Annotated in this window: 24 protein-coding genes and 1 riboswitch; of the genes, 9 read left to right on the forward strand and 15 right to left on the reverse strand. The window is 68.0% G+C overall.

Annotation, left to right across the window (positions count from 1 at the left end; genetic code table 11):
- Window positions 1–2 precede the first annotated feature (2 nt).
- Window positions 3–1,031 carry a 6-phosphofructokinase gene (locus tag BOSE46_RS13470; RefSeq protein ID WP_159540723.1) on the reverse strand — a complete coding sequence of 343 codons (1,029 nt, stop codon included), beginning with the start codon at window positions 1,029–1,031 and terminating at the stop codon, window positions 3–5.
- A 90-nt stretch (window positions 1,032–1,121) separates the two neighbouring features.
- On the reverse strand, window positions 1,122–1,871 hold the full coding sequence (locus BOSE46_RS13475; protein ID WP_159540724.1) for a 1-acyl-sn-glycerol-3-phosphate acyltransferase: 750 nt from the start codon (window positions 1,869–1,871) through the stop codon (window positions 1,122–1,124).
- 78 nt (window positions 1,872–1,949) lie between these two features.
- On the opposite strand from BOSE46_RS13475, the gene BOSE46_RS13480 reads away from it, so the two are divergent.
- Window positions 1,950–2,726 carry a carboxylesterase gene (locus BOSE46_RS13480; protein WP_159540725.1) on the forward strand — a complete coding sequence of 259 codons (777 nt, stop codon included), beginning with the start codon at window positions 1,950–1,952 and terminating at the stop codon, window positions 2,724–2,726.
- The gene (locus BOSE46_RS13485; protein ID WP_159540726.1) at window positions 2,719–3,117 is read left to right on the forward strand and encodes a hypothetical protein; all 399 of its coding nucleotides are present in this window, start codon (window positions 2,719–2,721) and stop codon (window positions 3,115–3,117) included. Before BOSE46_RS13480 ends, BOSE46_RS13485 begins: the two co-directional genes overlap by 8 nt.
- On the opposite strand, the gene BOSE46_RS13490 is transcribed toward BOSE46_RS13485, so the two are convergent.
- The 4 genes from BOSE46_RS13490 to BOSE46_RS13505 are packed head-to-tail and all read right to left on the reverse strand — an operon-like array spanning window position 3,023 to window position 5,757.
- Window positions 3,023–4,060 carry an ROK family glucokinase gene (locus tag BOSE46_RS13490; protein WP_159540727.1) on the reverse strand — a complete coding sequence of 346 codons (1,038 nt, stop codon included), beginning with the start codon at window positions 4,058–4,060 and terminating at the stop codon, window positions 3,023–3,025. The two genes, BOSE46_RS13485 and BOSE46_RS13490, sit on opposite strands and share 95 nt — an antisense overlap.
- Window positions 4,053–5,006 carry an ROK family glucokinase gene (locus BOSE46_RS13495; protein WP_159540728.1) on the reverse strand — a complete coding sequence of 318 codons (954 nt, stop codon included), beginning with the start codon at window positions 5,004–5,006 and terminating at the stop codon, window positions 4,053–4,055. The genes BOSE46_RS13490 and BOSE46_RS13495 overlap by 8 nt, the downstream gene beginning before the upstream one ends.
- Entirely contained in the window at window positions 5,003–5,323 is a 321-nt protein-coding gene (locus tag BOSE46_RS13500; protein WP_159540729.1) for a hypothetical protein, read from the reverse strand. Before BOSE46_RS13500 ends, BOSE46_RS13495 begins: the two co-directional genes overlap by 4 nt.
- Window positions 5,320–5,757: an SRPBCC family protein gene (locus BOSE46_RS13505; RefSeq protein ID WP_201299635.1), complete on the reverse strand. Its 438-nt coding sequence runs from the start codon at window positions 5,755–5,757 to the stop codon at window positions 5,320–5,322. Before BOSE46_RS13505 ends, BOSE46_RS13500 begins: the two co-directional genes overlap by 4 nt.
- 131 nt (window positions 5,758–5,888) lie before the next feature.
- Here BOSE46_RS13505 and BOSE46_RS13510 point away from each other — a divergent pair, with 131 nt between their 5' ends.
- The gene (locus BOSE46_RS13510) at window positions 5,889–7,616 is read left to right on the forward strand and encodes a long-chain fatty acid--CoA ligase (RefSeq protein ID WP_236551752.1); all 1,728 of its coding nucleotides are present in this window, start codon (window positions 5,889–5,891) and stop codon (window positions 7,614–7,616) included.
- On the opposite strand, the gene BOSE46_RS13515 is transcribed toward BOSE46_RS13510, so the two are convergent.
- The 3 genes from BOSE46_RS13515 to BOSE46_RS13525 all read right to left on the reverse strand — a co-directional run bounded on the left by BOSE46_RS13515 (window position 7,583) and on the right by BOSE46_RS13525 (window position 10,282).
- Complete coding sequence (locus BOSE46_RS13515) at window positions 7,583–8,833, reverse strand: basic secretory protein-like protein (protein ID WP_159540731.1); 1,251 nt, start codon at window positions 8,831–8,833, stop codon at window positions 7,583–7,585. The two genes, BOSE46_RS13510 and BOSE46_RS13515, sit on opposite strands and share 34 nt — an antisense overlap.
- Complete coding sequence (locus BOSE46_RS13520; RefSeq protein ID WP_159540732.1) at window positions 8,826–9,794, reverse strand: C40 family peptidase; 969 nt, start codon at window positions 9,792–9,794, stop codon at window positions 8,826–8,828. The genes BOSE46_RS13515 and BOSE46_RS13520 overlap by 8 nt, the downstream gene beginning before the upstream one ends.
- A gap of 8 nt (window positions 9,795–9,802) precedes the next feature.
- A riboswitch (cyclic di-AMP (ydaO/yuaA leader) is annotated at window positions 9,803–9,977 on the reverse strand.
- 74 nt (window positions 9,978–10,051) lie between these two features.
- Window positions 10,052–10,282, reverse strand: coding sequence for a hypothetical protein (locus BOSE46_RS13525; RefSeq protein WP_201299636.1), 231 nt, complete (start codon window positions 10,280–10,282; stop codon window positions 10,052–10,054).
- A 134-nt stretch (window positions 10,283–10,416) separates the two neighbouring features.
- On the opposite strand from BOSE46_RS13525, the gene BOSE46_RS13530 reads away from it, so the two are divergent.
- Window positions 10,417–12,120 (forward strand): DEDD exonuclease domain-containing protein, encoded by a 1,704-nt coding sequence (locus BOSE46_RS13530; RefSeq protein WP_159540734.1) that lies wholly within the window; start codon window positions 10,417–10,419, stop codon window positions 12,118–12,120.
- A 9-nt stretch (window positions 12,121–12,129) separates the two neighbouring features.
- Complete coding sequence (locus tag BOSE46_RS13535) at window positions 12,130–12,405, forward strand: Lrp/AsnC family transcriptional regulator (RefSeq protein WP_056215766.1); 276 nt, start codon at window positions 12,130–12,132, stop codon at window positions 12,403–12,405.
- 1 nt (window position 12,406) lies between these two features.
- Here BOSE46_RS13535 and trpD read toward each other — a convergent pair whose 3' ends face one another.
- Together trpD and BOSE46_RS13545 are read right to left on the reverse strand one after the other, a co-directional pair.
- On the reverse strand, window positions 12,407–13,447 hold the full coding sequence (trpD, locus tag BOSE46_RS13540) for an anthranilate phosphoribosyltransferase (protein ID WP_159540735.1): 1,041 nt from the start codon (window positions 13,445–13,447) through the stop codon (window positions 12,407–12,409).
- Window positions 13,448–13,451: 4 nt separating this feature from the next.
- Window positions 13,452–13,856 carry a hypothetical protein gene (locus BOSE46_RS13545; protein ID WP_159540736.1) on the reverse strand — a complete coding sequence of 135 codons (405 nt, stop codon included), beginning with the start codon at window positions 13,854–13,856 and terminating at the stop codon, window positions 13,452–13,454.
- Between the two features lie 93 nt (window positions 13,857–13,949).
- Here BOSE46_RS13545 and BOSE46_RS13550 point away from each other — a divergent pair, with 93 nt between their 5' ends.
- From BOSE46_RS13550 to BOSE46_RS13565, 4 genes are all read left to right on the forward strand, one after another.
- A complete protein-coding gene (locus BOSE46_RS13550) occupies window positions 13,950–14,519 on the forward strand; it encodes a heme-copper oxidase subunit III (RefSeq protein ID WP_236551847.1) in 570 nt (189 codons plus the stop codon).
- Window positions 14,520–14,591: 72 nt separating this feature from the next.
- Entirely contained in the window at window positions 14,592–15,416 is an 825-nt protein-coding gene (locus BOSE46_RS13555; protein ID WP_159540738.1) for a c-type cytochrome, read from the forward strand.
- Window positions 15,413–16,462 (forward strand): ubiquinol-cytochrome c reductase iron-sulfur subunit, encoded by a 1,050-nt coding sequence (locus tag BOSE46_RS13560; RefSeq protein WP_159540739.1) that lies wholly within the window; start codon window positions 15,413–15,415, stop codon window positions 16,460–16,462. Before BOSE46_RS13555 ends, BOSE46_RS13560 begins: the two co-directional genes overlap by 4 nt.
- Window positions 16,459–18,171, forward strand: coding sequence for a cytochrome bc complex cytochrome b subunit (locus BOSE46_RS13565; RefSeq protein ID WP_159540740.1), 1,713 nt, complete (start codon window positions 16,459–16,461; stop codon window positions 18,169–18,171). Before BOSE46_RS13560 ends, BOSE46_RS13565 begins: the two co-directional genes overlap by 4 nt.
- 75 nt (window positions 18,172–18,246) lie before the next feature.
- Here BOSE46_RS13565 and BOSE46_RS13570 read toward each other — a convergent pair whose 3' ends face one another.
- From BOSE46_RS13570 to coxB, 4 genes are read right to left on the reverse strand one after another with little or no spacing between them, the layout of a single operon-like run.
- A complete protein-coding gene (locus BOSE46_RS13570; RefSeq protein ID WP_159540741.1) occupies window positions 18,247–19,422 on the reverse strand; it encodes an Ig-like domain-containing protein in 1,176 nt (391 codons plus the stop codon).
- Between the two features lie 45 nt (window positions 19,423–19,467).
- A complete protein-coding gene (locus tag BOSE46_RS13575) occupies window positions 19,468–19,863 on the reverse strand; it encodes a cytochrome c oxidase subunit 4 (RefSeq protein WP_159540742.1) in 396 nt (131 codons plus the stop codon).
- Window positions 19,864–19,866: 3 nt separating this feature from the next.
- Entirely contained in the window at window positions 19,867–21,630 is a 1,764-nt protein-coding gene (gene ctaD, locus BOSE46_RS13580) for a cytochrome c oxidase subunit I (protein ID WP_159540743.1), read from the reverse strand.
- Entirely contained in the window at window positions 21,630–22,478 is an 849-nt protein-coding gene (gene coxB, locus BOSE46_RS13585; RefSeq protein WP_159542775.1) for a cytochrome c oxidase subunit II, read from the reverse strand. Before coxB ends, ctaD begins: the two co-directional genes overlap by 1 nt.
- Window positions 22,479–22,568: the final 90 nt, after the last annotated feature.

Here is a 22,568-nt window from a genome sequence, read left to right on the forward strand (position 1 = left end):
CCTCAGCCGAAGAGAACCTCGGCCTCTTCGTAGAGCTCGGGGCGTACGACCTTGAGCTCCTTGGTGCCCTCCGACAGCGGGACCCGGGCGATGTCCGTGCCGCGCAGGGCGACCATCGTGCCGAAGTCGCCCTCGTGCACCGCCTGGATCGCGTGCAGGCCGAACCGCGTGGCGAGCCAACGGTCGAATGCGGTGGGCGTGCCACCGCGCTGGATGTGACCGAGCACGACGGCCCGGGCCTCCTTGCCCGTACGCCGCTCGATCTCCGACGAGAGCCGGTCGCCGATGCCACCGAGGCGTACGTGGCCGAATGCGTCCTTCTCACCGCTCACGAGCGACATCGAGCCGCCGTCGGCCGGCACGGCACCTTCGGAGACGACGATGATCGGCGAGTAGTGCGTGGCGAACCGGCTCTCGACCTGGGCGCACACCTTGTCGATGTCGAACGGGCGCTCGGGGATCAAGATGATGTTGGCGCCACCGGCGAGTCCCGCGTGGAGGGCGATCCAGCCGGCATGCCGACCCATGACCTCGACGACGAGCACCCGGTGATGCGACTCGGCGGTCGTGTGCAGGCGATCGATCGCCTCCATCGCGATGTTGACCGCGGTGTCGAAGCCGAACGTGAAGTCGGTGCCGGACAGGTCGTTGTCGATCGTCTTGGGCACGCCGACGACGTTGACGCCGAGGTCGGCGAGCTTGGTCGCCACGCCGAGGGTGTCCTCGCCGCCGATCGCGATCAGCGCGTCGCAGCCGTTGGCCGCGAGGTTGTCCTTGATCTTCTCGACACCGTTCTCGATCGCGAACGGGTTGGTGCGCGACGAGCCGAGGATCGTGCCACCGCGGGGCAGGATGCCGCGGACCGCGTTGATGTCGAGCGTGATGGTGTCGTTCTCGAGAGGGCCTCGCCACCCGTCGCGGAACCCGACGAACTCATGGCCGTACGTGGACACTCCCTTGCGCACTGCGCCACGGATGACCGCGTTGAGTCCGGGGCAGTCGCCTCCCCCGGTGAGCATTCCGACCTTCATGTACGTCCCCTTCTGTCGTCGAATCCGGTTCCTGGTGAGGCCGTCCGCGGCCGAGCGGGAGCGAGCGCCAGCGAGCGAAGGGCGCAGGGCTCACTCGGTCAGTTCGTCCCAGACCTCGTCGGCCTCGGCGCGGGCGGCGACCTTGGCGGCCTCCCGCTCGGTGTCACGGTCACGCTTCTTGGAGTCCTGCGCGTAGAGGTCGACGTACTCCTGCTCGGACAGCCGCATGATCTCGTACATGATCTCGTCGGTGATGGCGCGCAGGATGTAGCGATCGTCCTGCATGCCTTCGTAGCGGCTGAAGTCGAGCGGCTTGCCGAAGCGGACGCCGGGCCGGGCGAACTTGCCGAAGATCTTGCCCGGAGGCGCGACGACGTCGGTGCCGATGACCGCGAGCGGGATGACCGGCACGCCGGCCTCGAGCGCGAGTCGAGCCACGCCCGTGCGGCCGCGGTAGAGCTTGCCGTCATGCGAGCGGGTGCCCTCGGGGTAGATGCCGCACACCTCACCGTCCGCGAGGAGCCGCAGCTGGGTCTTGATGGCTCCGGCCGCCGCCGAGCCGCTCGTACGGTCGATGGGCACCTGGCCGGCGCCGGAGAAGAACGTCTTCTGCAGCCAGCCCTTGATGCCCGAGCCCTCGAAGTACTCCGCCTTGGCCACGAACGTCACGCGGCGCGGGATCACGAGCGGCATGAAGAGCCAGTCGGAGTAGGAGAGGTGGTTGCTGGCGAGGATGACCGCGCCCTCCTTGGGGACGTTCTCGGTGCCCTCGGCCCAAGGCCTGAAGATCAGCTTGAGCAACGGGCCCAGTGCGAGGAACTTCAGGAACCAATAGAACACGGACAGGACACTACTCTGAACCGCGTCCCTTTCGCATGATGCGACGCGATCGGAACCACGATGAGGGAAGATGAACCCATGACCTCGACGACGCCGCCCGGCCTGCTGCCCGGGGCCGAGCCCTTCTCCGCCGACGGCGGCCGCCTCGGCGTCCTGCTGAGCCACGGCTTCACCGGCTCGCCGGCCTCGATGACGCCGTGGGGCAAGCAGCTCGCGGCGGCGGGTCACACCGTGCGCGTGCCGCGGCTCCCCGGTCACGGCACGACGTGGCAGGAGCTCAACACGACCCGCTGGGACCAGTGGTACGCCGAGGTCGACGCGGCCCTGACCGAGCTGCGCTCGCGGTGCGACCACGTCGTCGTGGCGGGCCTGTCGATGGGCGGCTGCCTGGCGCTGCGCCTGGCCGAGCAGCGCCCCGCCGACGTCGATGCCATCGTGCTGGTCAATCCCGCGGTCAACCTCGCACGGTTCGACCTCAAGCTGCTGCCCGCCCTCAAGCTCGTCGTACGTTCGATGCCCGGCATCGGCAACGACATCAAGAAGCCCGGGCAGGACGAGGTCGGCTACACGCGGACCCCGCTCAAGGCGCTCGCGTCGCAGCTCGTGATGTGGAAGGACGTGCGCGACAACTTCGACAAGGTCATCCAGCCGTTGCTGATCTTCAAGTCCGACGAGGACCACGTCCTCGATGCCACGTCGGTCGACCTCATCCGGGCCGGCGTGTCGTCGAAGGTGGTCGACGTCGTCGCACTGCCCGAGAGCTATCACGTCGCGACGATCGACAACGACGACCAGCTGATCTTCGACCGCACCGCGACGTTCATCGCCGAGCACGTGGGGACGCCCGATGACTGAGCGCGACGACTTCGACAAGATCGTCGAAGGGCTGGAGCTCGACCTGTCGTTCGCCGACGAGCCGGTCGAGCCCGTCGAGGAACCCGAGCCGGCGTGGAACCCGCGCACGGACGACGACCTCGACGCCGAAGAAGCCGAGGAGCCGTTCTACCGCAAGGTCGAGCCGACCACGCTGATCCCGCGACGCCGCGGGGTCCTGCTGGCCTGGGTCGGCGTTCTGGGCGCACCGTTGTCACTCGTCGTCGCGACGTTGTCCGGGGTCTTCCTCGACCGCTCGATCATCGCCGCCGCCTCGCTCATTTTCGTCGGCGCGGCGATCTACTTGATCTTGCAGTTGCCCGAACACGGGCCCTCGCGGAAGGATTGGCCGGACGACGGCGCCGTGCTGTGAGCCGCGCCATGTCGGCCGCGCCGATCAGGCCGGCCTCCGGCCCCAGGTGCGCCCGTACGATCCGCGCCTCGGCGCGGTAGCCCCGACCGGTCAACGTACGACTGAACGCCGCGCGTGCCGGGCCGACCAGCAACTCGCCGGCGTCGCTGACTCCGCCGCCGATCACGAACATGCCGGGGTCGAGTGCTGCTGCGAGGTTGGCGATGCCGACCCCGAGCCAGTCACCCACCTCGGCGATCCACTCGACCGCCTCGTCGTTGCCGGACTGGGCGTGCTTGGTGACCAGGTGTCCCTCGATGGACGTGACCTCGCCACCGGCCTCGGCCAGCAGCGTCTTGCCGAAGTCGGTGCCCTCGGTTGCCGCGGCACGGGCGCGACGCGTCAGGACGCGACCGCTGGCGTACTGCTCCCAGCACCCCTGGTTGCCGCACTCACACTGGTTGCCGTTGGGGACGACCTGCATGTGGCCGAACTCCCCCGCGATGCCGAACTGGCCGCGGTAGGGCTGGCCGTCGATCACGATGGCCCCGCCGATGCCGGTGCCGAGCGTGATGAGGACGAGGTCTGCCTCGTTCTGGGCGGCGCCGTAGCGCCACTCGGCCCAGCCGGCCGCGTTGGCGTCGTTGTCCACCAGTACCGGTAGTCCGGTGCGCCGGGCCACCGCGTCACGCAGCGGCTCGTGCCGCCATGCGAGGTGCGGGGCGAACAGCACCGTGGACTGGGTCGCGTCGACGAACCCGGCCGCTCCGACGCCAATCGCACGGATGTGGTGCTCGCGGCGGAACTCCTCGGTGATGTCGGCGATCGCGTCGATGACCTCGAGCGGCTCCGTCGTCGGGGTCTCCCGCTTGAGCCGGGCCAGGATGTGGCCGTCCTCGTCGACGACGCCGGCGGCGATCTTGGTGCCACCGATGTCGATGCCGACCGCGAGCTTGTCAGCCATGGTTGGGCTCGACTCGTGCGAGGTCTGCCGCGCCGATGATGCCGGCCTCGTTGCCGAGGGCGGCGAGGCGCAAGGCGGCTTCGGGTCGGTGGGCACGAGCCGGCAGGTGGGCCTCGAAGGCCTCGACGACCGGCGTCATCAGAAGGTCGCCGGCTGCGCCGACGCCACCGCCTATCGCGATGACACTGGGGTCGAGGATCGTCGTCAGGACGGCGATGCCCTCGCCCATCCAGCGGCCCAGCTCGGCGAGCAGCTCGATCGCCAGGGGGTCGCCACCCTGCGCGAGCTTGGTGACTCCGGGGCCGGTGATCCGATTGAGGTCGCCGTCGCCGAGAGCCGCGAGCGCCGCGGCGCCCTCGTCACCGTTGGCGACGCGCTCACGCGCATTGCGTACGAGCGCGCTGCCGCTCGCGTACTGCTCCCAGCAGCCGTGCTGGCCGCAGCCGCACAGGATGCCGTTTGGCACGACCCGCATGTGACCGATCTCGGCGGCGACGCCGAATCCGCCACGGAACAGCTGGCCGCGGTGCACGATGCCACCACCGATGCCGGTGCCGATCGTGACGAGCAGCAGGTCGTCGGTGTCCTCGCCCGCACCGAAGCGGAACTCGCCCCACGCCGCAGCGTTGGCGTCGTTCTCGACGACGACAGGCAGGTCGACGAGGGCGCGGACGCGCTCGCCGAGCGGCTCCTCACGCCAGTCGATGTTGGGTGCGAAGCGCACGGTCGACCGGTCCTCGCCGACGAAGCCGGCGGCGCCGATGCCGATGCCGGCGGCTTCCTCCTCGCCGACCAGTCGCTCGACGAGGTCGGCCACGATCTCCGGGATCTTGGTCGCGTCGTCGGGGGTCGGTTCTGATGCCGAGCTGAGGATCTTGCCATCGTCCGACACGAGTCCGGTCGCGATCTTGGTTCCGCCGATGTCGACGCCAACGGCCAGTGTCATGTCTCTTCCCGAGGTGTCATAGCGGTGTCGATGAGCTCGCGGAGCGAGCGGGTGAGCTGGGCGACGGACTCCGAGACCTTGGTCAGGGCGTCCGGGTTGTCGCGGACGAAGCCGGTGACCTGGCAGACGGGGCACCAGGTCGTGGTGCACACATGGGGCTCGCTGTCGCCGGCGGACGCAGCCTGCGGCTGGCTCGCCATCGCGCGGAACAGCTTGAAGGCCTCCTCGGCGAGCGACCCGACCGGATCCGGATCCGTTGGGTCGGAGGGTGCCGAGCCCGGCGCTGCGGACCCTGCACTGGAGCTGTGTTCGCTCACAGCGCCTCGACCTGTTTCTTCAACCCCTTGAGCGCGGTGTCGATGATGACCTTCTCGGCCTTTCGCTTGAGCATGCCGAGCAGCGGGATCGAGACATCGACCGCCAGCTGGTAGGTGACGCGCGTCTGGTCGCCGTCGAGCGGCTCCAGGACGTACGCGCCGTCCATCGACTTCAGCATCGAGCCCTTCTCGGCGAGGCTCCACGAGACCGAGCGGTTGCCGTCCCACGTGTAGCCGAGGTCGTACTCGTCGCGTATGGGGGTCGCATCGAGGATGAAGTGGACCTGCTCGGCCCGGCCGCCCTCGGATCCTGCGACGATGTTGGCCGCCTTGACGCCTGTCGCCCAGTCCGGGTAGGCCCCGAAGTCGGCGATGACATCCATGATCTGGTCAGCGGGAGCGTCGATGACGATGTCGCTCGTGGTTCGCGCCATCACCCCTCCTCGTCCGGCTCGATGTGTGTCCCCATGCTAGTGGTCGGGAGGTCGGGCGCCGTCCCCGGGAGGTGGCACCGACCCCGCCACCGATTCCGTGTGCGGGAGCGCGTGAGAGTAGCCTGCCGTACGTGACGCAGCCGCAAGCACCCGAACTGGGCAACCTCTCCGACGACATCCTCGACCGTCTTCCGGCACATGCTGACGACGTCGCACTCGCCCGCATGGTGGAAGGCGACTGGGAGGACGTGACGCTCGGCGAGTTCCACGCCGACGTGATCGCCGTGGCCAAGGGCCTCATCGGTGCGGGTGTCGCGCCGGGCGACCGGGTCGCACTGCTGTCCAAGACGCGTTACGAGTGGACCGTCGCCGACTACGCCATCTGGTGGATCGGCGCCGCGACCGTCCCCATCTACGAGACCTCGTCTTCCGCACAGATCGCGTGGATCCTGTCCGACTCCGGAGCGGTCGCCGCGATCGTCGAGTCCGAGGCGCACCTCGACCGCGTCAAGGAGGCCGAGGCGCCTGACCTGCGTGACGTGTGGGTGCTGGAGTCCGGCGCGATCGAGCAGATCACCGCCCGCGGCGGCGAGGTCAGCGACGCCGACGTCGAGTCTCGCCGTGCGACCCTCACGAGCGACACCCTCGCGACCCTGATCTACACGTCCGGCACGACGGGTCGCCCCAAGGGCTGCAAGCTCCCGCACGGCAGCTTCCGCTACGAGCTCGGTGCCGCGATCCCGGAGCTGCCCGAGCTGTTCGAGCGCGACGGCGCCTCGACACTGCTGTTCCTCCCGCTGGCCCACGTGTTCGCCCGCATCATCCAGGTCGGCGCGATCCGGTCGGGCGCCAAGCTCGGCCACACGGCCGACGTCAAGGACCTCGTCACCCACCTCGGGTCGTACCAGCCGACCTTCGTCCTCGCGGTCCCCCGCGTGTTCGAGAAGGTGTTCAACACCGCGAGCAGCAAGGCGTACGCCGACGGCAAGGGCAAGATCTTCGACCGGGCCGCGCAGACTGCGATCGCGTACAGCAAGGCGCTCGACAACGGGAAGCCCGGCCTCGCGCTGCGCACACGGCACGCCGTGTTCGACCGGCTGGTCTTCGGCAAGCTCCGCGCCGCCCTCGGCGGCCACGCCGAGTGGGCGATCTCCGGTGGCGCGCCGCTCGGCGACCGTCTGGCGCACTTCTACCGCGGCATCGGCGTGACGGTCCTCGAGGGATACGGCCTCACCGAGACGACCGCCGCCCTGTGCGTCAACACCCCGGGCGATCAGCGCATCGGCACGGTCGGCCGGCCGCTGCCCGGCACCGAGGTCCGGGTCGGTGCCGACGGTGAGCTCAGCTTCCGCGGCCCGCAGGTGTTCGTCGGCTACTGGCACAACGACGAGGCGACCGCGGAAGCACTCGACTCCGAGGGCTGGTTCGCCACCGGTGACCTCGGCGAGGTCGACGGCGACGGCTACGTACGCATCACGGGGCGCAAGAAGGAGATCATCGTGACCGCGGGCGGCAAGAACGTCGCACCGGCTGTCCTGGAGGATCGGGTCCGCGCCAACGCGTACGTCAGTCAGTGCCTCGTGGTCGGTGACGGCAAGCCGTTCGTCGCCGCGCTCGTCACGATCGACGCCGAGGCCTGGACCGGCGACCTCGACGACCCGGCGCTCAAGGCCGAGGTCCAGAAGGCGATCGACGACGCCAACTCACAGGTGTCGCAGGCCGAGTCGATCCGTAAGTTCGTGATCCTGCCCGAGGACTGGACCGAGGACAACGGCTATCTGACCCCGTCGTTCAAGGTCAAGCGCAACGCCGTCCTGCGGGACTTTCACGACACGGTCGAGGCACTCTTCGCGAGGTAGTCGCGCCAGCTCGTCGTGACCTGGTCGACCGTGAGACCGAACGACGTCCTGAGGGCGTCGCCGAGCTCTGATCCGCTCAGGACCGCCCGGTAGAACTTCACGACCCGCGCGTCGCCGTAGCGCTCCCCCAGCATCCGGAAGATCATCCACGCCGACTCGTAGACCGCGCCGAGTCCATGCCCCTCGGCATCGAAGTCGGTCGCGGTCGGCAGGTGCTTGGGCCCCCGTCCGGCGTTGACCTCGCCGAGGATCTGTCCTGCGCTGACCGACAGCGATGCCGAGTCGTCGTGCAGCGCGACGAAGTCCGCGAATCCCTCGACGACCCAGCTCTCGGCCCGTGTGCCGACGGCGTGGGTCAGCAGGTGGGTCGCCTCGTGCGTCAGCACGATCTGGGCGGCGCGGCGGTCCATGGTCGAGAACACTGAGGGATTGAGCACGATGACGGTGTCGGCCGACGAGCCGCCGCGCCCATCGAGCCGGGTCGTGACGGCGGCGATCTGGCGGACCTGGTCGAGCGGCTGTCCCACGAGGCGCGCCATCTGCTGCTGCGTGTGCGGCGAGACGACCGTGACCTCGCCCGTGGTGCCGGGCACGACGCGACCCACGGCGGTCCGCGCGGTCGTGGCCATCGACTCGACCGGCAGCTCCGCGTCGCCCCCGTCGACCCGGATGACCACAGATCCGTCGGTACGCTCGACCGCCACGCGACCCGCGAGCCAGATCGGCAGGGCACCTTCGCGAGGGTTTGCCGTGACCAGGGAGAAGTGGCCGTCTGCCTGAGGGGCGACGCGGAACGCCACCGAGGACGTGTGCACGGTCGTACCGCTCAGGCCGATCTGCGCACCGGCCCGCCAGCTGACGTCGACCAACGCCACCGCGGAGCCGTCAGCTCGATCGGCGACGTCGCCGCCACTGACGTACCTGAGCTCGACGGCGCTCGCACCCAGCGCCTCGCGAGCCCGCCACGCCTGCCGGGCGAACGTCCTGGCGGCCCGCGACGTCCCGGCAGCGGCGACGAACGCGGATTCCGTGTCAGCCGCGGTGAGCTTACGGAACTGGGCCGTCAGCTGGGCCGAGGCGTCGGCGGGCATGCCGACGCGGCTCGTGCTGGTGTCGTCCTGCCACGGGCGCTGCCAGAGCAGCAGCGTCGCGCCGAGGGCGATCAGGACTAGGACTGCGACCGCATTCGGCCCCAGTCTTCGGCCTGGGTCAGCCAACCCGCCCGCCGACGGTGAAGCCGCTCAGGCCGGTGATCTCGACGCTCTTGCCGGGACGCGGGGCGTGGACGACCCGGCCACCGCCGAGGTACATGCCGATGTGCGCCATGCTGCCGTAGGCCACGAGGTCGCCGGGCTGCAGCGCGTTCATCGGAACCCGCTTCGTGGCGGCCATCTGCGGACCGACAACACGCGGGAGCGAGACGCCGGCGGCGGCCCAGGCCTTCATGATGAGGCCCGAGCAGTCCCAGGAGTTGGGGCCGGTGCCGCCGTAGACGTAGGGGTCGCCGAGCTGGGCGAGCGCGAAGTTGATCGCGACCTTGGCACGACCGGAGGCCTCGACCTCGGGCATCGTGGTGTCGCTGGTGTTGAACTTGGCCTGCTGCGCAGCGGTCAGGCGAGCGAGCTCAGCCTTGGCGTCGGCGTACTGCTTGCGGATCTTCTCGCGCTTGGCGTCGGCGTCCTTCTTGGCGGCAGCGAGCTCGGCCTTGCGGTCCTGGAGCTGCGCGCGACGGTTCTTGAGCTCCTTGCTCGTCTCGCCGAACTTCTCGAGGGCGTCTGCACGGGTGCTGTTGAGCGCCTGCACAGCACCGAGGCCGGCCAGGAACTGGTCAGGGTCACCGCTGCTGAGCAGGTTGACGCTGGGCCCGAGGGGCGCATCCATCTGCTGCTGGGCGATCGCGTCGCCGAGCTCGGACTTCTGCCGGTTGTAGTCGACGAGGTCGTGGTCGATGTCACCGGTGATGTCGTCGATCTCGGCCTGCGTCTGCTTGGCCTGCACGTCGAGCTGGTTGACCTGCTCGTTCATGGCCTCGGCCTTGTGGAACGCAGCTTCGACGTCCTTGGGCGTGACAGCCGGGTCAGCTCCGGCCGACGGCAGGGCGAACAGCCCACCGATCAAAGCCAGTCCTGCAGCTGCGGCAAATCCTTGACGACGTGTTCGGGTAGCGGGCAAGCGCACGCAGTACTCCTATGTAGCCTCGACGCCTACCGGGTGAGCTGACGGGTTCGGGCCAAGGTCTGCCCTACAGTTCGCGCCGATCCTCTGACAGATCAGCGTGATCCGATTCACCCCACACACATGGGTCCCCGGTTCGCCTCAGACATCTTCCCCATGACTGTGGCAATTCGGCGGTGCGCCCGACGCCGCCCGGGGGGGACGGCGTTCACCGGTCACACAAGTGCCCACTGTAAGGGGAGGTCGGGGTCAGATCAACTTCAACCAACCTGTGTCTCGGGCCCCGTGACCGGAGTCACAAGGCGAAGCGGCGGGGTCAGCCCGGCATCTGCGAGGACGCCGAGCGCCGCCATCTCCTCGGCGTCGATCTCGATGCCGGCGGGCGGAGCACCGAGCAGGACCGTCACGATGCAGTCGCCGCACGCACTCGGACTGCGTACGAGACACCGGTCGCAATCGACGACCACGGAGTCGGGGGAAATCTCAGTCATGGCTGCACCTCCTGCTGGTTGCCACATGCCCCGTCGTTCGGGGACACGTACGACGCTAGGAGCCGGTCCCGACAAAAACGCCGCGCATTGCAGGTTCCGCTGCTCTGTCCGTACCCCCACCTACGGTGAACCACATGGAGGTAGTTCAGGCATCGTTCGACGAGCTCGGCCGTCCCCTCGTCGACACCACGTTCTGCGTGGTCGACCTCGAGACGACCGGCGGCTCGGCCGCCAAGGGCTCCAAGATCACCGAGTTCGGAGCCGTCAAGATCCGCGGCGGCGAGGTCGTCGGCGAGTTCCAGAGCCTGGTCAACCCCGACGAGACGATCCCGGCCTACATCACCGTGCTCACCGGCATCACCAACCAGATGGTCATCGGGGCGCCCCGCATCGCCGAGGTTTTGCCGAGCTTTCTCGAGTTCGCCCGGGGCAGCGTGCTCGTCGCGCACAACGCGCCGTTCGACGTCGGCTTCCTCAAGCACTTCAGCCGCGAGCTCGGCATCCCGTGGCCGGGGTTCGAGACGCTCGACACCGCGATCCTCGCCCGCCGCGTGCTGTCCCGCGAAGAGGTGCCCAACTGCAAGCTGGCGACCCTGGCGGCCAAGTTCTCGGCCACCACGACGCCCAATCACCGGGCACTGTCGGACGCCCGCGCCACGGTGGATGTCCTCCACGGCCTGTTCGAGCGCCTGGGCCCCTTGGGCGTCACGACGCTCGAGGAGGTGTCGACCTACACCGCCAAGGTCAAGCCCGAGCAGCGCCGCAAGCGCCATCTGGCCGAGCACCTGCCTGAGGCTCCCGGCGTCTACCTCTTCCGCGACGCGCGCGACGAGATCCTCTACGTCGGCACGTCCCGCAACCTCCGTGCGCGCACGCGGTCCTACTTCACCAAGGCCGAGACCCGCACCCGGATGGGCGAGATGATCATGCTCGCCCAGCGCATCGAGGGCATCGTCTGCGCCACCGCGCTCGAGGCGCAGGTGCGCGAGCTCCGCCTGATCGGCAAGCACCGGCCGCCCTACAACCGGCGGTCGCGATTCCCCGACCGGCTCAGCTGGCTCAAGCTGACTCGCGAGCCGTGGCCGCGGCTCTCGATCGTCCGCAAGATCCTCGACGACGACGCCGACTACATCGGTCCGTTCCGCGGTCGTGCGGCCGCCGAGGGCGCACTCACGGCGCTGCACGACTCGTTCCGCATCCGGCAGTGCACGACCAAGCTCGCCAAGAAGTCGCACATCTCGCCGTGCGCGCTCGCCGAGATGGGGCACTGCCTCTCGCCCTGCGACGGATCGGTGGACCTCCCGACGTACGCCGCAGAGGTCGCCCACGTGCGCCACGCGATGACCGGGGACCCGGAGGAGCTCGTCATCGCGATTCGCGCCCGCATGCTCGACCTGGCCCGCACGGAGCGGTTCGAGGATGCCGCGATCTGGCGAGACCGGCTCACCGGCTTCCTGCGCGCCGTCGCTCGCACGCAGCGGCTCCGTGAGCTGACCGGCACCCCGGAGCTCGTCGCCGCGGCACCCCACCCCGAGGGCTGGGAGATCCACGTGATCCGGTTCGGCCGCCTGGCCGCGGCGGGGGTCATGCCTCGCGGGACGCACCCCATCGGCTGGGTCGACGCGTTGCTGGCCACTGCCGAGACGGTCGAGCCGGGCTTCGGTCCCATCCCGGCCGCCACGGCCGAGGAGACCGAGACGCTGCTGCGCTGGCTCGACTCCCCCGGCCTGCGGATGGTCCGTGGCTCGTGGCACACGCCGTTGGGTGGCGCCGCCCGTCACCTGTCGCCGTTCGAGGACGCCAGCGCGTCATGGCAAGGGCTCCAGCGACCGGGCTAGGGTGAGTTCGTGATCACCGCCATCGTCTTCATCCAGGCCGAGGTCTCGCGGCTCTCCGAGATCGCCGAGCAGATCGCCGACATCGACGGGGTCAGCGAGGTCTACTCCGTCACCGGCGACCTCGACCTGCTGGCGATGGTCCGCGTACGCCAGGTCGACGACGTCTCGTCGGTCGTCGCCGATCAGCTCAACAAGGTCGACGGCGTGCTGTCGACCCAGACGCAGATCGCCTTCCAGACGTTCAGCCAGCACGATCTCGAGGAAGCCTTCTCGATCGGGCTGTAGCTCAGACCAACGTCTGCGTCGTCCTGGCCCAGTTCTCCAGCACCTTCGTCGCAGCGCCGGTGTCGATCGACTGCCTGGCGCGCTCGATGCCTGAGCGAAGTCGCGACTCCAGATCGCCTGCAGCGGCTTCGTGTGCGGCGATGGCGGCGCCCGCGTTGAGCAGCACGGCCGTGCGTACGGCTGACTGCTCGCCGCCCAGGACCCGTTCGAAGACCTTGGCGTTGAACGCGGGATCTCCGCCGGTGAGCTCGGACACCGGCGCGTAGTCGAACCCGAACGCCCGGGGGTCGATCGTGTCCTCGACGACCGTGCCGGTGGCGCCCTCGGCGATCCACACGCGGGACGTCGTGCTGGTCGTGATCTCGTCGAGCCCGTCCTCACCGCGGAACACGAAGGCGTCGGCGCCGCGCGCGCCCAGCACACCGGCCATGATCGGCCCCATCCGGGCGTCGGCCACGCCTACGGCTGACGCTGCGGGCTTGGCCGGGTTGACCAGCGGACCGAGGAAGTTGAAGGTCGTCGGAATGCCCAGCTCGCGCCTCGGCACCGCCGTGAAGCGGTAGGACGCGTGGAACACCGGTGCGAAGCAGAACGTGATGCCGACCGCGTCGAGCACGTCGCCGAGCCGGGTGGGCGGCACGTCGAGCCGGACGCCGAGCTCCTCGAGGACATCCGCGGCCCCACTGGCGCTGGACGCCGCACGATTGCCGTGCTTGACCACCGGCACGCCCGCGCCGGCGATGACGACGGCCGACATCGTCGAGATGTTGACGGTCTTGGCGAGGTCACCACCGGTGCCGACGATGTCGACCACGCGGCCCTCGACCGTGAACGGGAGCGCGTGGCGGTACATCGCGTCGACCAGGCCCTGCACCTCGGCGAGGGTCTCGCCCTTGGCACGCAAGGCCACCGCAAAGCCGGCGATCTGTGCCGGTGTGGCGTTGCCGGAGAGGATCTCCTCCATCGCCCACGTCGCCGCGGCAGCGTCGAGGTCCTGCCTGGCCACGAGCGTGGAGAGAACCTCTGGCCATGTCGTCGACATGACGTCAGCCGGGTTGGAGCACGCCGCGCGCGAGGTCGATGACGACCTCGGCGAGGCGGATCGGCTCGATGGGGTGAGGCAGGGCCGCCTCGGCGCGCGACCAGGTGGCGAGCCACGCGTCCTGCGGGCGGCCGGTCAGCACGAGCACCGGAGGTGCTTGGTAGATCTCGTCCTTCATCTGACGAGCGATGCCGAGACCGCCGGCGGGCACCGCCTCGCCGTCGAGGATCACGAGATCGATCTTGCCCTCGTCGAGGTGCTGGAACACGACCGGCTCGGTCGCGCACTCGACGTACTCGAAGGGCGGGAGGTCGGGGTGAGGGCGGGCTCCGAGGGCCGACAGCACGGCAGCGCGGACGTCACGATCGTCGCTGTAGACCAGGACACGTAGGGGCTTGTGCTCGCTCACGGGTCGATCGTACATAATGATCGCGTGGCGACTACATCCGTGATTCCTGCTTCCCGACTCCATGGCCAAGAAGGTCGTCCGTCGATGGTGACGGTGGGGACCATCGTGTGGCTCTCCAGCGAGCTCATGTTCTTCGCGGGCTTGTTCGCCGCGTACTTCACGATCCGCAACATCTCCCCCAACCTGTGGACCGAGGAGACGGCCAAGCTCGACGTCCCGTTCGCCGCGGTCAACACCACGATCCTCGTCCTGTCGTCAGTCGCCTGCCAGTTCGGCGTGTTCGCCGCTGAGCGAGGCAAGCCCGGGCGCACCGGCAAGCTCTCGCAGATCAAGCTCTGGGGCATGCGCGAGTGGTTCGTCCTCACCTACCTCATGGGCGCGATCTTCATCGCGGGCCAGGCCACGGAGTACGCCAACCTGGTCACCGAGCACGTCACGATCTCCAGCTCGCCCTACGGCAGCATGTTCTACCTCGCGACCGGCTTCCACGGCCTTCACGTCCTCGGCGGACTCATCGCCTTCCTGCTCGTGATCGGCCGCACCTTCGTCGCCCGCAAGTTCACCCACGAGCAGGCGATCTCCGCGATCGTCGTGTCCTACTACTGGCACTTCGTGGACGTGGTGTGGGTCGGGCTGTTCGCCACGATCTACATCCTCAAATAAGGCTCCCCTCACTGCATGTCGGGTCACCGCCCGAAGGTATTCTCAGCAGCACTTCAAGGAATGAGGTTCTCGGTGCGGAAACTGTCCACCAGACGTCGACACCCGCTTGCCGGCATCGTCGTTCTGCTCCTGGCACTCGGCGTTGTCGGCGGGGTCTACTCAGCAGTCAGATTCCAGCCCGCGAGCGCTGAGACCGCGTCGGCCAACGACGTCAAGGCCGGCCGCAACCTGTTCCTCGTCGGTTGCGCCAGCTGCCACGGCAAGAACGCGAGCGGCATCGAGACCAAGCGGGGCGGCAACTACGGCCCGTCGCTGATCGGCGTCGGTGCTGCAGCTGTCGACTTCCAGGTCGGCACCGGTCGCATGCCGATGGCCCAGTCCGCACCTCAGGCCCCGGCCAAGGATCCCGAGTACACCGCCGAGGAGACCCGGCAGCTCGCTGCCTACATCGCGTCCCTGGCCCCCGGCCCGGCGATCCCGGACGACGAGTACACCGACATCTCCGGCAAGACCGTCGAGCAGATCCGTGAGGGTGGCGAGTTCTTCCGCACCAACTGCACGGCCTGCCACAACTCGGTCGGCGCCGGCGGCGCCCTGCCCGGCGGCAAGTACGCGCCCAAGCTCGACGGCGTCAGCGCCAAGCACATCGCCGAGGCCATGATCACCGGCCCGCAGCAGATGCCCGTGTTCTCCGACGACGTCATCACGCCCGAGGACAAGAGCAACATCATCGCCTACATCAAGCAGGTGCAGGACCAGCCCAACTACGGCGGCATGGCCGGCGGCGGCCTCGGCCCGGTGGTCGACGGACTGTTCACCTGGATCATCGGCATCGGTGGCCTCGTGATCGCTGCTGTCTGGATCGGCGCCCATGGAGCGAGAGTGAAGAAGAAATGAGCGACGAGCTGGACCGCGTGCCCGACACCGAGCCGGTGAGGGATCCCGGCCTGCCGGAGCACCAGTACCGCCCGACCGACGTCGACGCCGCGCAGGACAAGCGCGCCGAGCGGCAGATCTCGGGCATGTTCGCCGTGGCCGCGCTGCTGCTCGTCGGCTTCTGCGTCGGCTACATCATGATCGACAAGGACCAGACGTTCCTCGGCTGGTCAGCCATGAACTTCACGCTGGGCGCCACGCTCGGCGGCGCGCTGCTGCTGATGGGCGTCGGGATCATCCAGTGGGCCAAGAAGCTCATGGGCGACCACGAGATGGTCGAGCTGCGTCACCCCGCGGGATCGACCGCCGAGGATCGCGCCGACACGCTCAAGGACCTCAACGACGGCATCAACGAGTCCGGGTTCGGACGACGCCCGATGATCCGTCGCACGCTGTTCCTGTCGATGGGCGCCCTGGCCCTGCCGTCGGTCATCCTGCTGCGCGACATGGGCCCGCTGCCCTACGGCCACAAGAACACGTTGTGGAAGAAGGGCATGCGCGTCGTCAACGACGTCGCCGGCACGCCGATCAAGCCTTCGGACCTCCAGGTCGGCCAGCTCGTCAACGCCGAGCCGGCGATCATGTACGAGAAGGACAAGGACGGCCACCCCGTCATCGAGGGCACCGAGCTGCTGCAGGAGAAGTCCAAGGCCGCCGTGATCGTCGTCCGCATGCGTCCCGAGGACATCACTCCGGACAAGGGCCGCGAGAACTGGGGCGTCGACGGCATCCTCTGCTACTCCAAGATCTGCACGCACGTCGGTTGCCCCATCAGCCTGTGGGAGCAGCAGACGCACCACCTGCTCTGCCCGTGCCACCAGTCCACGTTCGACCTCGCCGACAACGGCAAGGTCGTCTTCGGCCCGGCGCACCGGCCGCTCCCCCAGCTGCCGCTCGCTGTCGACGCCGACGGCTATCTGATCGCAGTGAGCGACTTCACCGAGGTGGTGGGCCCCAGCTATCCAGAACTGGCCCGCGACCAGAAGAGGTTGGATGATAAGTCATGAGCACCATCGACGAGAGCACCAACATCGAGGACACGGCCTTCGGCAAGAAGGCCGCTGGGCCGGTCGAGTGGCTGGATGACCGACTGGGTCTCGCCGGCGCCAGCAAGCGCTCGCACCTGCTCCGCAAGGTCTTCCCTGAGCACTGGTCGTTCATGCTCGGCGAGATCGCGCTCTGGAGCTTCGTCGTCCTGCTGCTGACCGGTACGTTCCTGACGTTCTGGTACCAGCCGAGCATGGCCGAGACGACCTACAACGGGTCCTACACGCCGCTCAACGGCCTGGAGATGTCCCACGCGTACGCCTCGACGCTCGACATCTCGTTCGACGTCCGCGGCGGGCTGCTGATCCGGCAGATCCACCACTGGGCCGCTGCGCTGTTCGTCGCCGCGATGATCGTGCACATGCTGCGCGTGATGTTCACGGGTGCCTACCGCAAGCCGCGCGAGATCAACTGGCTGATCGGCATCGGCCTGATGGTGCTGGGACTCGTCGAGGGCTTCGCCGGCTACTCCTTGCCCGACGACCTGCTGTCCGGCACCGGCCTGCGCTTCGTCGACGGGCTGCTGCGATCGATCCCGATCGTCGGCTCCTACCTCGAGTTCTTCCTGTTCGGCGGCGAGTTCCCCGGCGACGTCATCATCCCCCGCCTCTACATGGCGCACATCCTGCTGATCCCTGCCTTGCTGCTGGGGCTCATCGGTGCGCACATGCTGCTGCTCGTCTACCACAAGCACACGCAGTGGGGCGGTCCCGGACGCACCGAGAAGAACGTCGTCGGCTACCCCATGCTCCCGGTCTACGCCGCCAAGGCGGGTGGCTTCTTCTTCGTGGTGTTCGGCTTCACCGCGATCATGGGCGCCGTGCTCCAGATCAACCCGATCTGGGCCTACGGCCCCTACAACCCGTCCGAGGTCACGGCCGGCTCGCAGCCCGACTGGTACATGGGCTTCGTCGAGGGTGCCGTGCGCATCATGCCCAACTTCGAGAGCACGTTCTTCAACTACACGTGGAGCTGGAACGTCTTCCTGCCTGCGGCGATCCTGCCGGGACTCTTCCTAGGAGTCGGCGTCATGTGGCCGTTCCTCGAGCAGTGGATCACCGGTGACAAGCGTGAGCACCACCTGCTCGAGCGCCCGCGCAACGCGCCGTTCCGGACCGCGTTCATCGTCGCGGCCATGACGGCGTACGGCGTGCTGTGGATCGGCGGTGGCAACGACATCATCGCCACCAAGTTCCACCTGAGCCTCAACGCGATCACGTGGTTCTGCCGGATCGGGCTGTTCGTCCTGCCGGTCATCACGTTCATGATCACCAAGCGCATCTGCATCGGTCTCCAGCGCGCGGACGCCAACCGCATCCTGCACGGCTACGAGACCGGCGTCATCGAGCGGTCGCCCGATGGTGGGTTCGCCGAGCGCCACGCTCCCCTGCCGGTCGGCTCACAGTTCACGCTGACCAACCACGACCGGCTGCCGGCGCTCGAGGCTCCCCCGGAGACCGACGCCAACGGTGTGGCCGCGCCGCACGGCCGCAAGGCCAAGCTGCGGGCCAAGGTCCGGGCGTTCTACTACGACGGCATGATCGACAAGCCGACCGTCGAGGACGTCCACCACGCCGACGAGCACCTCCGCGACCACGACGGTCACCCGGTCGAGCTCGGCGACGAGTTCCAGGGCGTGTCCGAGACCGGTGTCCCGCGGGTGCACTGACACAGCACGACACGACGCCCCCGCCAGCATCGCTGGCGGGGGCTTTGTCGTTGGCCGGTCTGCGGACCTGCCGGTTCAGGCCTGGTGGAGGGCTGAACCCTTGAGCCAGGTCGACCACGGGACGTTCCAGTCGGTCCAGCCGTTGTGGGCCTCGAGCGGCCTGGGGCTGTGGACGTAGCGGACGACGTCACCCCTGCGCGAGTGGCTGTAGAGCCAGCTCGCGTTCGCCGTGCTCATGCCGGTGCAGCCGTGGCTCACGTTGGCACTGCCCTGCGAGCCCACGGACCACGGAGCGGCGTGCAGGAACTCGCCCGAGTTGGTCAGCCGCATCGCCCAGCGAACGTCCTTGATGTTGTAGTAGCCGGGATCTTCGGAGTCGACGCCCGTCGTGGCTGCATCCATGTCGATCGAGGAGAACTTCTCCATGATGACCTTGGTGCCCTCACGCGTGCGGTGCCCATTGTCGCCGGTGGTGACGGGGATCGTCTTCTCGGTCTTGCCGTCCACGGTGTAGCGGAGCTGGTGCTTGGCGACGTCGACGACGCTGACCCGTTTGCTGCCGACCTTGAAGTCGATGAGCTGGTCCTGCTGGCCGTAGATGCCCTTGCCGGCCGGCAGGCCGTTGAGGCGCAGGTTGACCTTGACCCTGGCGTGGGCCGGCCAGTACTGACGCGGACGGAAGTGCGCCTCGCGATCGGACAGCCACGTCCAGGACCCCTCGGCTGCGGGCGTCGACTGCACGCGCATGTTGCGCTCGAACAGCGCCCGGTTCTTGACCGGTACGTCGAAGGTGACGATGACGGGCATGCCGACACCGACCGTCTCACCCTGCAGAGGCGCCACGGACGGGTAGGTCTGCTGGGCCAGCGTCAGCTGCTGGGTCGTGAAGTGACGGATGATGCGGCCCGCCTTGCCGTCCTCGCCCTTGCCCCGCACCTGCAGCGTGTAGGCCGTGCCGGGCTCCAGGCGCTGGCTCGCGAGCCAGGAGTCGCCGGCCACCCGTCCCTTGACCTTGGACTTGCCGTCATCGCTGGCCAGCACGGCGCTGGTGATCGACCCGTGCTGGGCCTCGACCGCGACGATCGTGTTGACCCGTACGTCCGTGGCGCGCTGATCGACATTGGCCGTGAGCGCGATCGGGTCCTTCGGATCATCGGGCGTGACGGCGTCCTTGACGCCATCAGCGGTGCAGGCGGACAGGGCAAAGAGGCCCGCGCACATGAGCACGGCCGGCAGACGAAGATCCCTCACCACATCATTCTAGGTGGTGGCAGGTCGCGTTCCTGACGCTGAACGTCAGTGCGCGTGAATGCCGCGGTAGTACTCGAAGACCCAACCGATGGCGGCGACCGAGACGAACACGGCACCGATGATGAACAGCCACCAGCCGATCACGACACCCAGCACGACGACGGCCAGCGCCGAAGCGGCGAACAGCGGCCACCAGCTGTAAGGCGGGAAGAAGCCCTGCTCGCCAGCGCCGTCAGCGATCTCGCCGTCGCTGCGGTCCTCGGGACGGTCCGGGATCTGCTTGGCGACCACACCGAGGTAGAAGCCCAGCAGAGCGGTCAGCAGGAACGTCATGGTCAACGCCGCCGTGCCGGTCGGGTCGTGCGTCAGGACCCAGTAGACGGGCGCGACGATGGCGAAGAAGATCCCGCACGCGATGATGGTCCAGTACTCGGCCTTCATGGATCAGTGACCGTCCTTGCCGTCGGTGTTGTCTGCCGCCGCCTCGCCCTTGCCCTCGACATCGGGTGCGTCGGCGATCGGGGAGGTCTCCCCCGGGTTGTCGAGCAGCTCGAGTCTCGCGATCTCCGGGTGATGCAGGTCGAACGCCGGGCTCTCTGAGCGGATGCGCGGCAGGGACGTGAAGTTGTGGCGCGGCGGGGGCGACGACGTCGCCCACTCCAGCGAGCGGCCCCAGCCCCACGGGTCGTCGAGCCCGACGAGCGGGCCCTTTCGCGACTTCCACACGTTGTAGAAGAACGGCAGCGTGGAGGCGCCGAGCAGGAACGCGCCGATCGAGGAGATCTCGTTGAGCGTCGTGAACCCATCGGTCGGGCTGTAGTCGGCGTAACGGCGCGGGAAGCCCTCGACACCCAGCCAGTGCTGGACCAGGAACGTCATGTGGAACCCGATGAACAGCAGCCAGAAGTGGATCTTGCCGAGCTTCTCGTCGAGCATGCGACCGGTCAGCTTGGGCCACCAGAAGTAGAACCCGGCGAACATCGCGAACACGACGGTGCCGAACACGACGTAGTGGAAGTGCGCCACGACGAAGTAGCTGTCGGACAGCTGGAAGTCGAGCGTCGGCGAGGCCAGGATGACGCCGGTCAGACCACCGAAGAGGAACGTCGTGAGGAAGCCCAGCGAGAAGATCAGCGGGGTGTCGAAGGACAGAGATCCCCCCCACAACGTGCCGATCCAGTTGAAGAACTTGACTCCCGTCGGCACCGCGATCAGGAACGTCATGAACGAGAAGAACGCGAGGTCGACGGATCCGGTGACGAACATGTGGTGGGCCCAGACCGCGACCGACAGGGCAGCGATCATGAGCGTCGCGGCGACCAGTCCCATGTAGCCGAAGATCGGCTTGCGGGAGAAGACCGGCAGGATCTCGGTGATGATGCCGAAGAACGGCAGCGCGATGATGTAGACCTCGGGGTGCCCGAAGAACCAGAACAGGTGCTGCCACAGGATCGGCCCGCCGTTGGCGGCGTCGAAGACGTGGGCGCCGAGGCGGCGGTCGGCCTCGAGCGAGAGCAGCGCCGCGGCGAAGATCGGGAACGCGATGATGACGAGCATGCTCGTGACCAGCGTGTTCCACACGAAGATCGGCATGCGGAACATCGTGAGTCCGGGCGCGCGCATCGTGAAGATCGTCGTGATGAAGTTGACGCCACCGAGGATCGTGCCGAGACCCGACATCCACAGTCCCATGACCCACAGGTCGCCGCCGATGCCTGGCGAGTTCACCGCGTCGCTCAGTGGTGCGTACGCGAACCAGCCGAAGCTCGCCGCTCCGCCGGGCACGAAGAACCCGGACACGACGATCGTCGAGCCGAACAGGTAGAGCCAGTAGCTGAACATGTTGAGCCGCGGGAACGCGACGTCGGGCGCGCCGATCTGCAGCGGCATGATCGCGTTGCCGAAGCCGAAGAACAGCGGCGTCGCGAACATCAGCAGCATGATCGTGCCGTGCATCGTGAAGAGCTGGTTGTACGTCTCCTCGTCGACGATCTGCGTGCCGGGCTGCGCCAGCTCGGCGCGGATCAGCAGCGCCAGGATGCCGCCGATGATGAAGAAGGCGAACGAGGTGAAGAGGTACATGTTGCCGATCACCTTGTGATCGGTCGTGGTGAGGACCGTGACGATCTTCTGTCCGAGCGTGCGCTCGTGCGTGCCCGCGCGGAGCGTCTCCGAACCGTCGTCAAATGCCGCCGTCGTGGTGGCCATCAGTTTCCGCCTCCGTTGCCCTGGACGCCGGCAACGTCCCCGCTCTTGCCGAGTCCTGCGATCGTGTGCGCTTCCTCGGCGCCCTTGGGAGCGCCGGTCTGGCCGTCCTTCTCGAGCTCGAGCAGGTGCGACTCGTAGTCGGCCCTGGACACCACGTGGACCTTGAAGATCATGCGCGAGTGGTAAAGGCCGCAGAGCTCGGCGCAGCGCCCGGTGAAGACGCCCTCACGGGTGGGCGTCATGTCGAACGTGTTGACCTTGCCGGGAACGACGTCCATCTTGAAGTAGAACTCGGGGACCCAGAAGGAGTGGATGACGTCGGGCGACACCAGGTTGAACCGCACCGACTCGTCGACCGGGAGCCACAGCTCGGTCGGCTCCTGCGGGGTGCCGATGTCGAACACGTCCTCGCCCTGGGTCGCGTCCTCGTTGAGGTAGTTGAACGCCCACTGCCACTTGCTGCCGACGACCTCGATCGTGTGGTCGGGGTTCTTGACCTTCTCGAGCATCTCGTTCTGCGATGTCACGGTGTGGAAGAAGAACACCGCCACGATGATGACCGGCGCGAACGTGTAGAGCGCCTCGATCGGGAGGTTGTAGCGGATCTGGGCGGGCACCTCGTCGTCGCTGCGACGGCGGTAGCGGATCATCGCGTAGACCATCAGGCCGAAGACCAGCAGGAACACCACCAGCACGGCGATCCAGGCGCCGAGCCAGACCTCCCACATGGTGTGTGAGCGGTCGCTGCCTGCGACCGGCAGTGCGAGCCGCTTGACGTCGTTGTCACCGATGTCAGAACAGCCGCTCAAGAACACTCCAGCGACGACGGCGAGAACCGCCAGCTTCATCCGACCCACGGGGCGCGCCTTTCTGAACCATGACTGTCACGTGACGACACGTGAAGCACCTTATCTGAGCAGGACCGTCGCCTTGCGGTG

The organism is Aeromicrobium sp. 9AM, from assembly GCF_902506105.1.
Taxonomy (GTDB): Bacteria; Actinomycetota; Actinomycetes; order Propionibacteriales; family Nocardioidaceae; genus Aeromicrobium.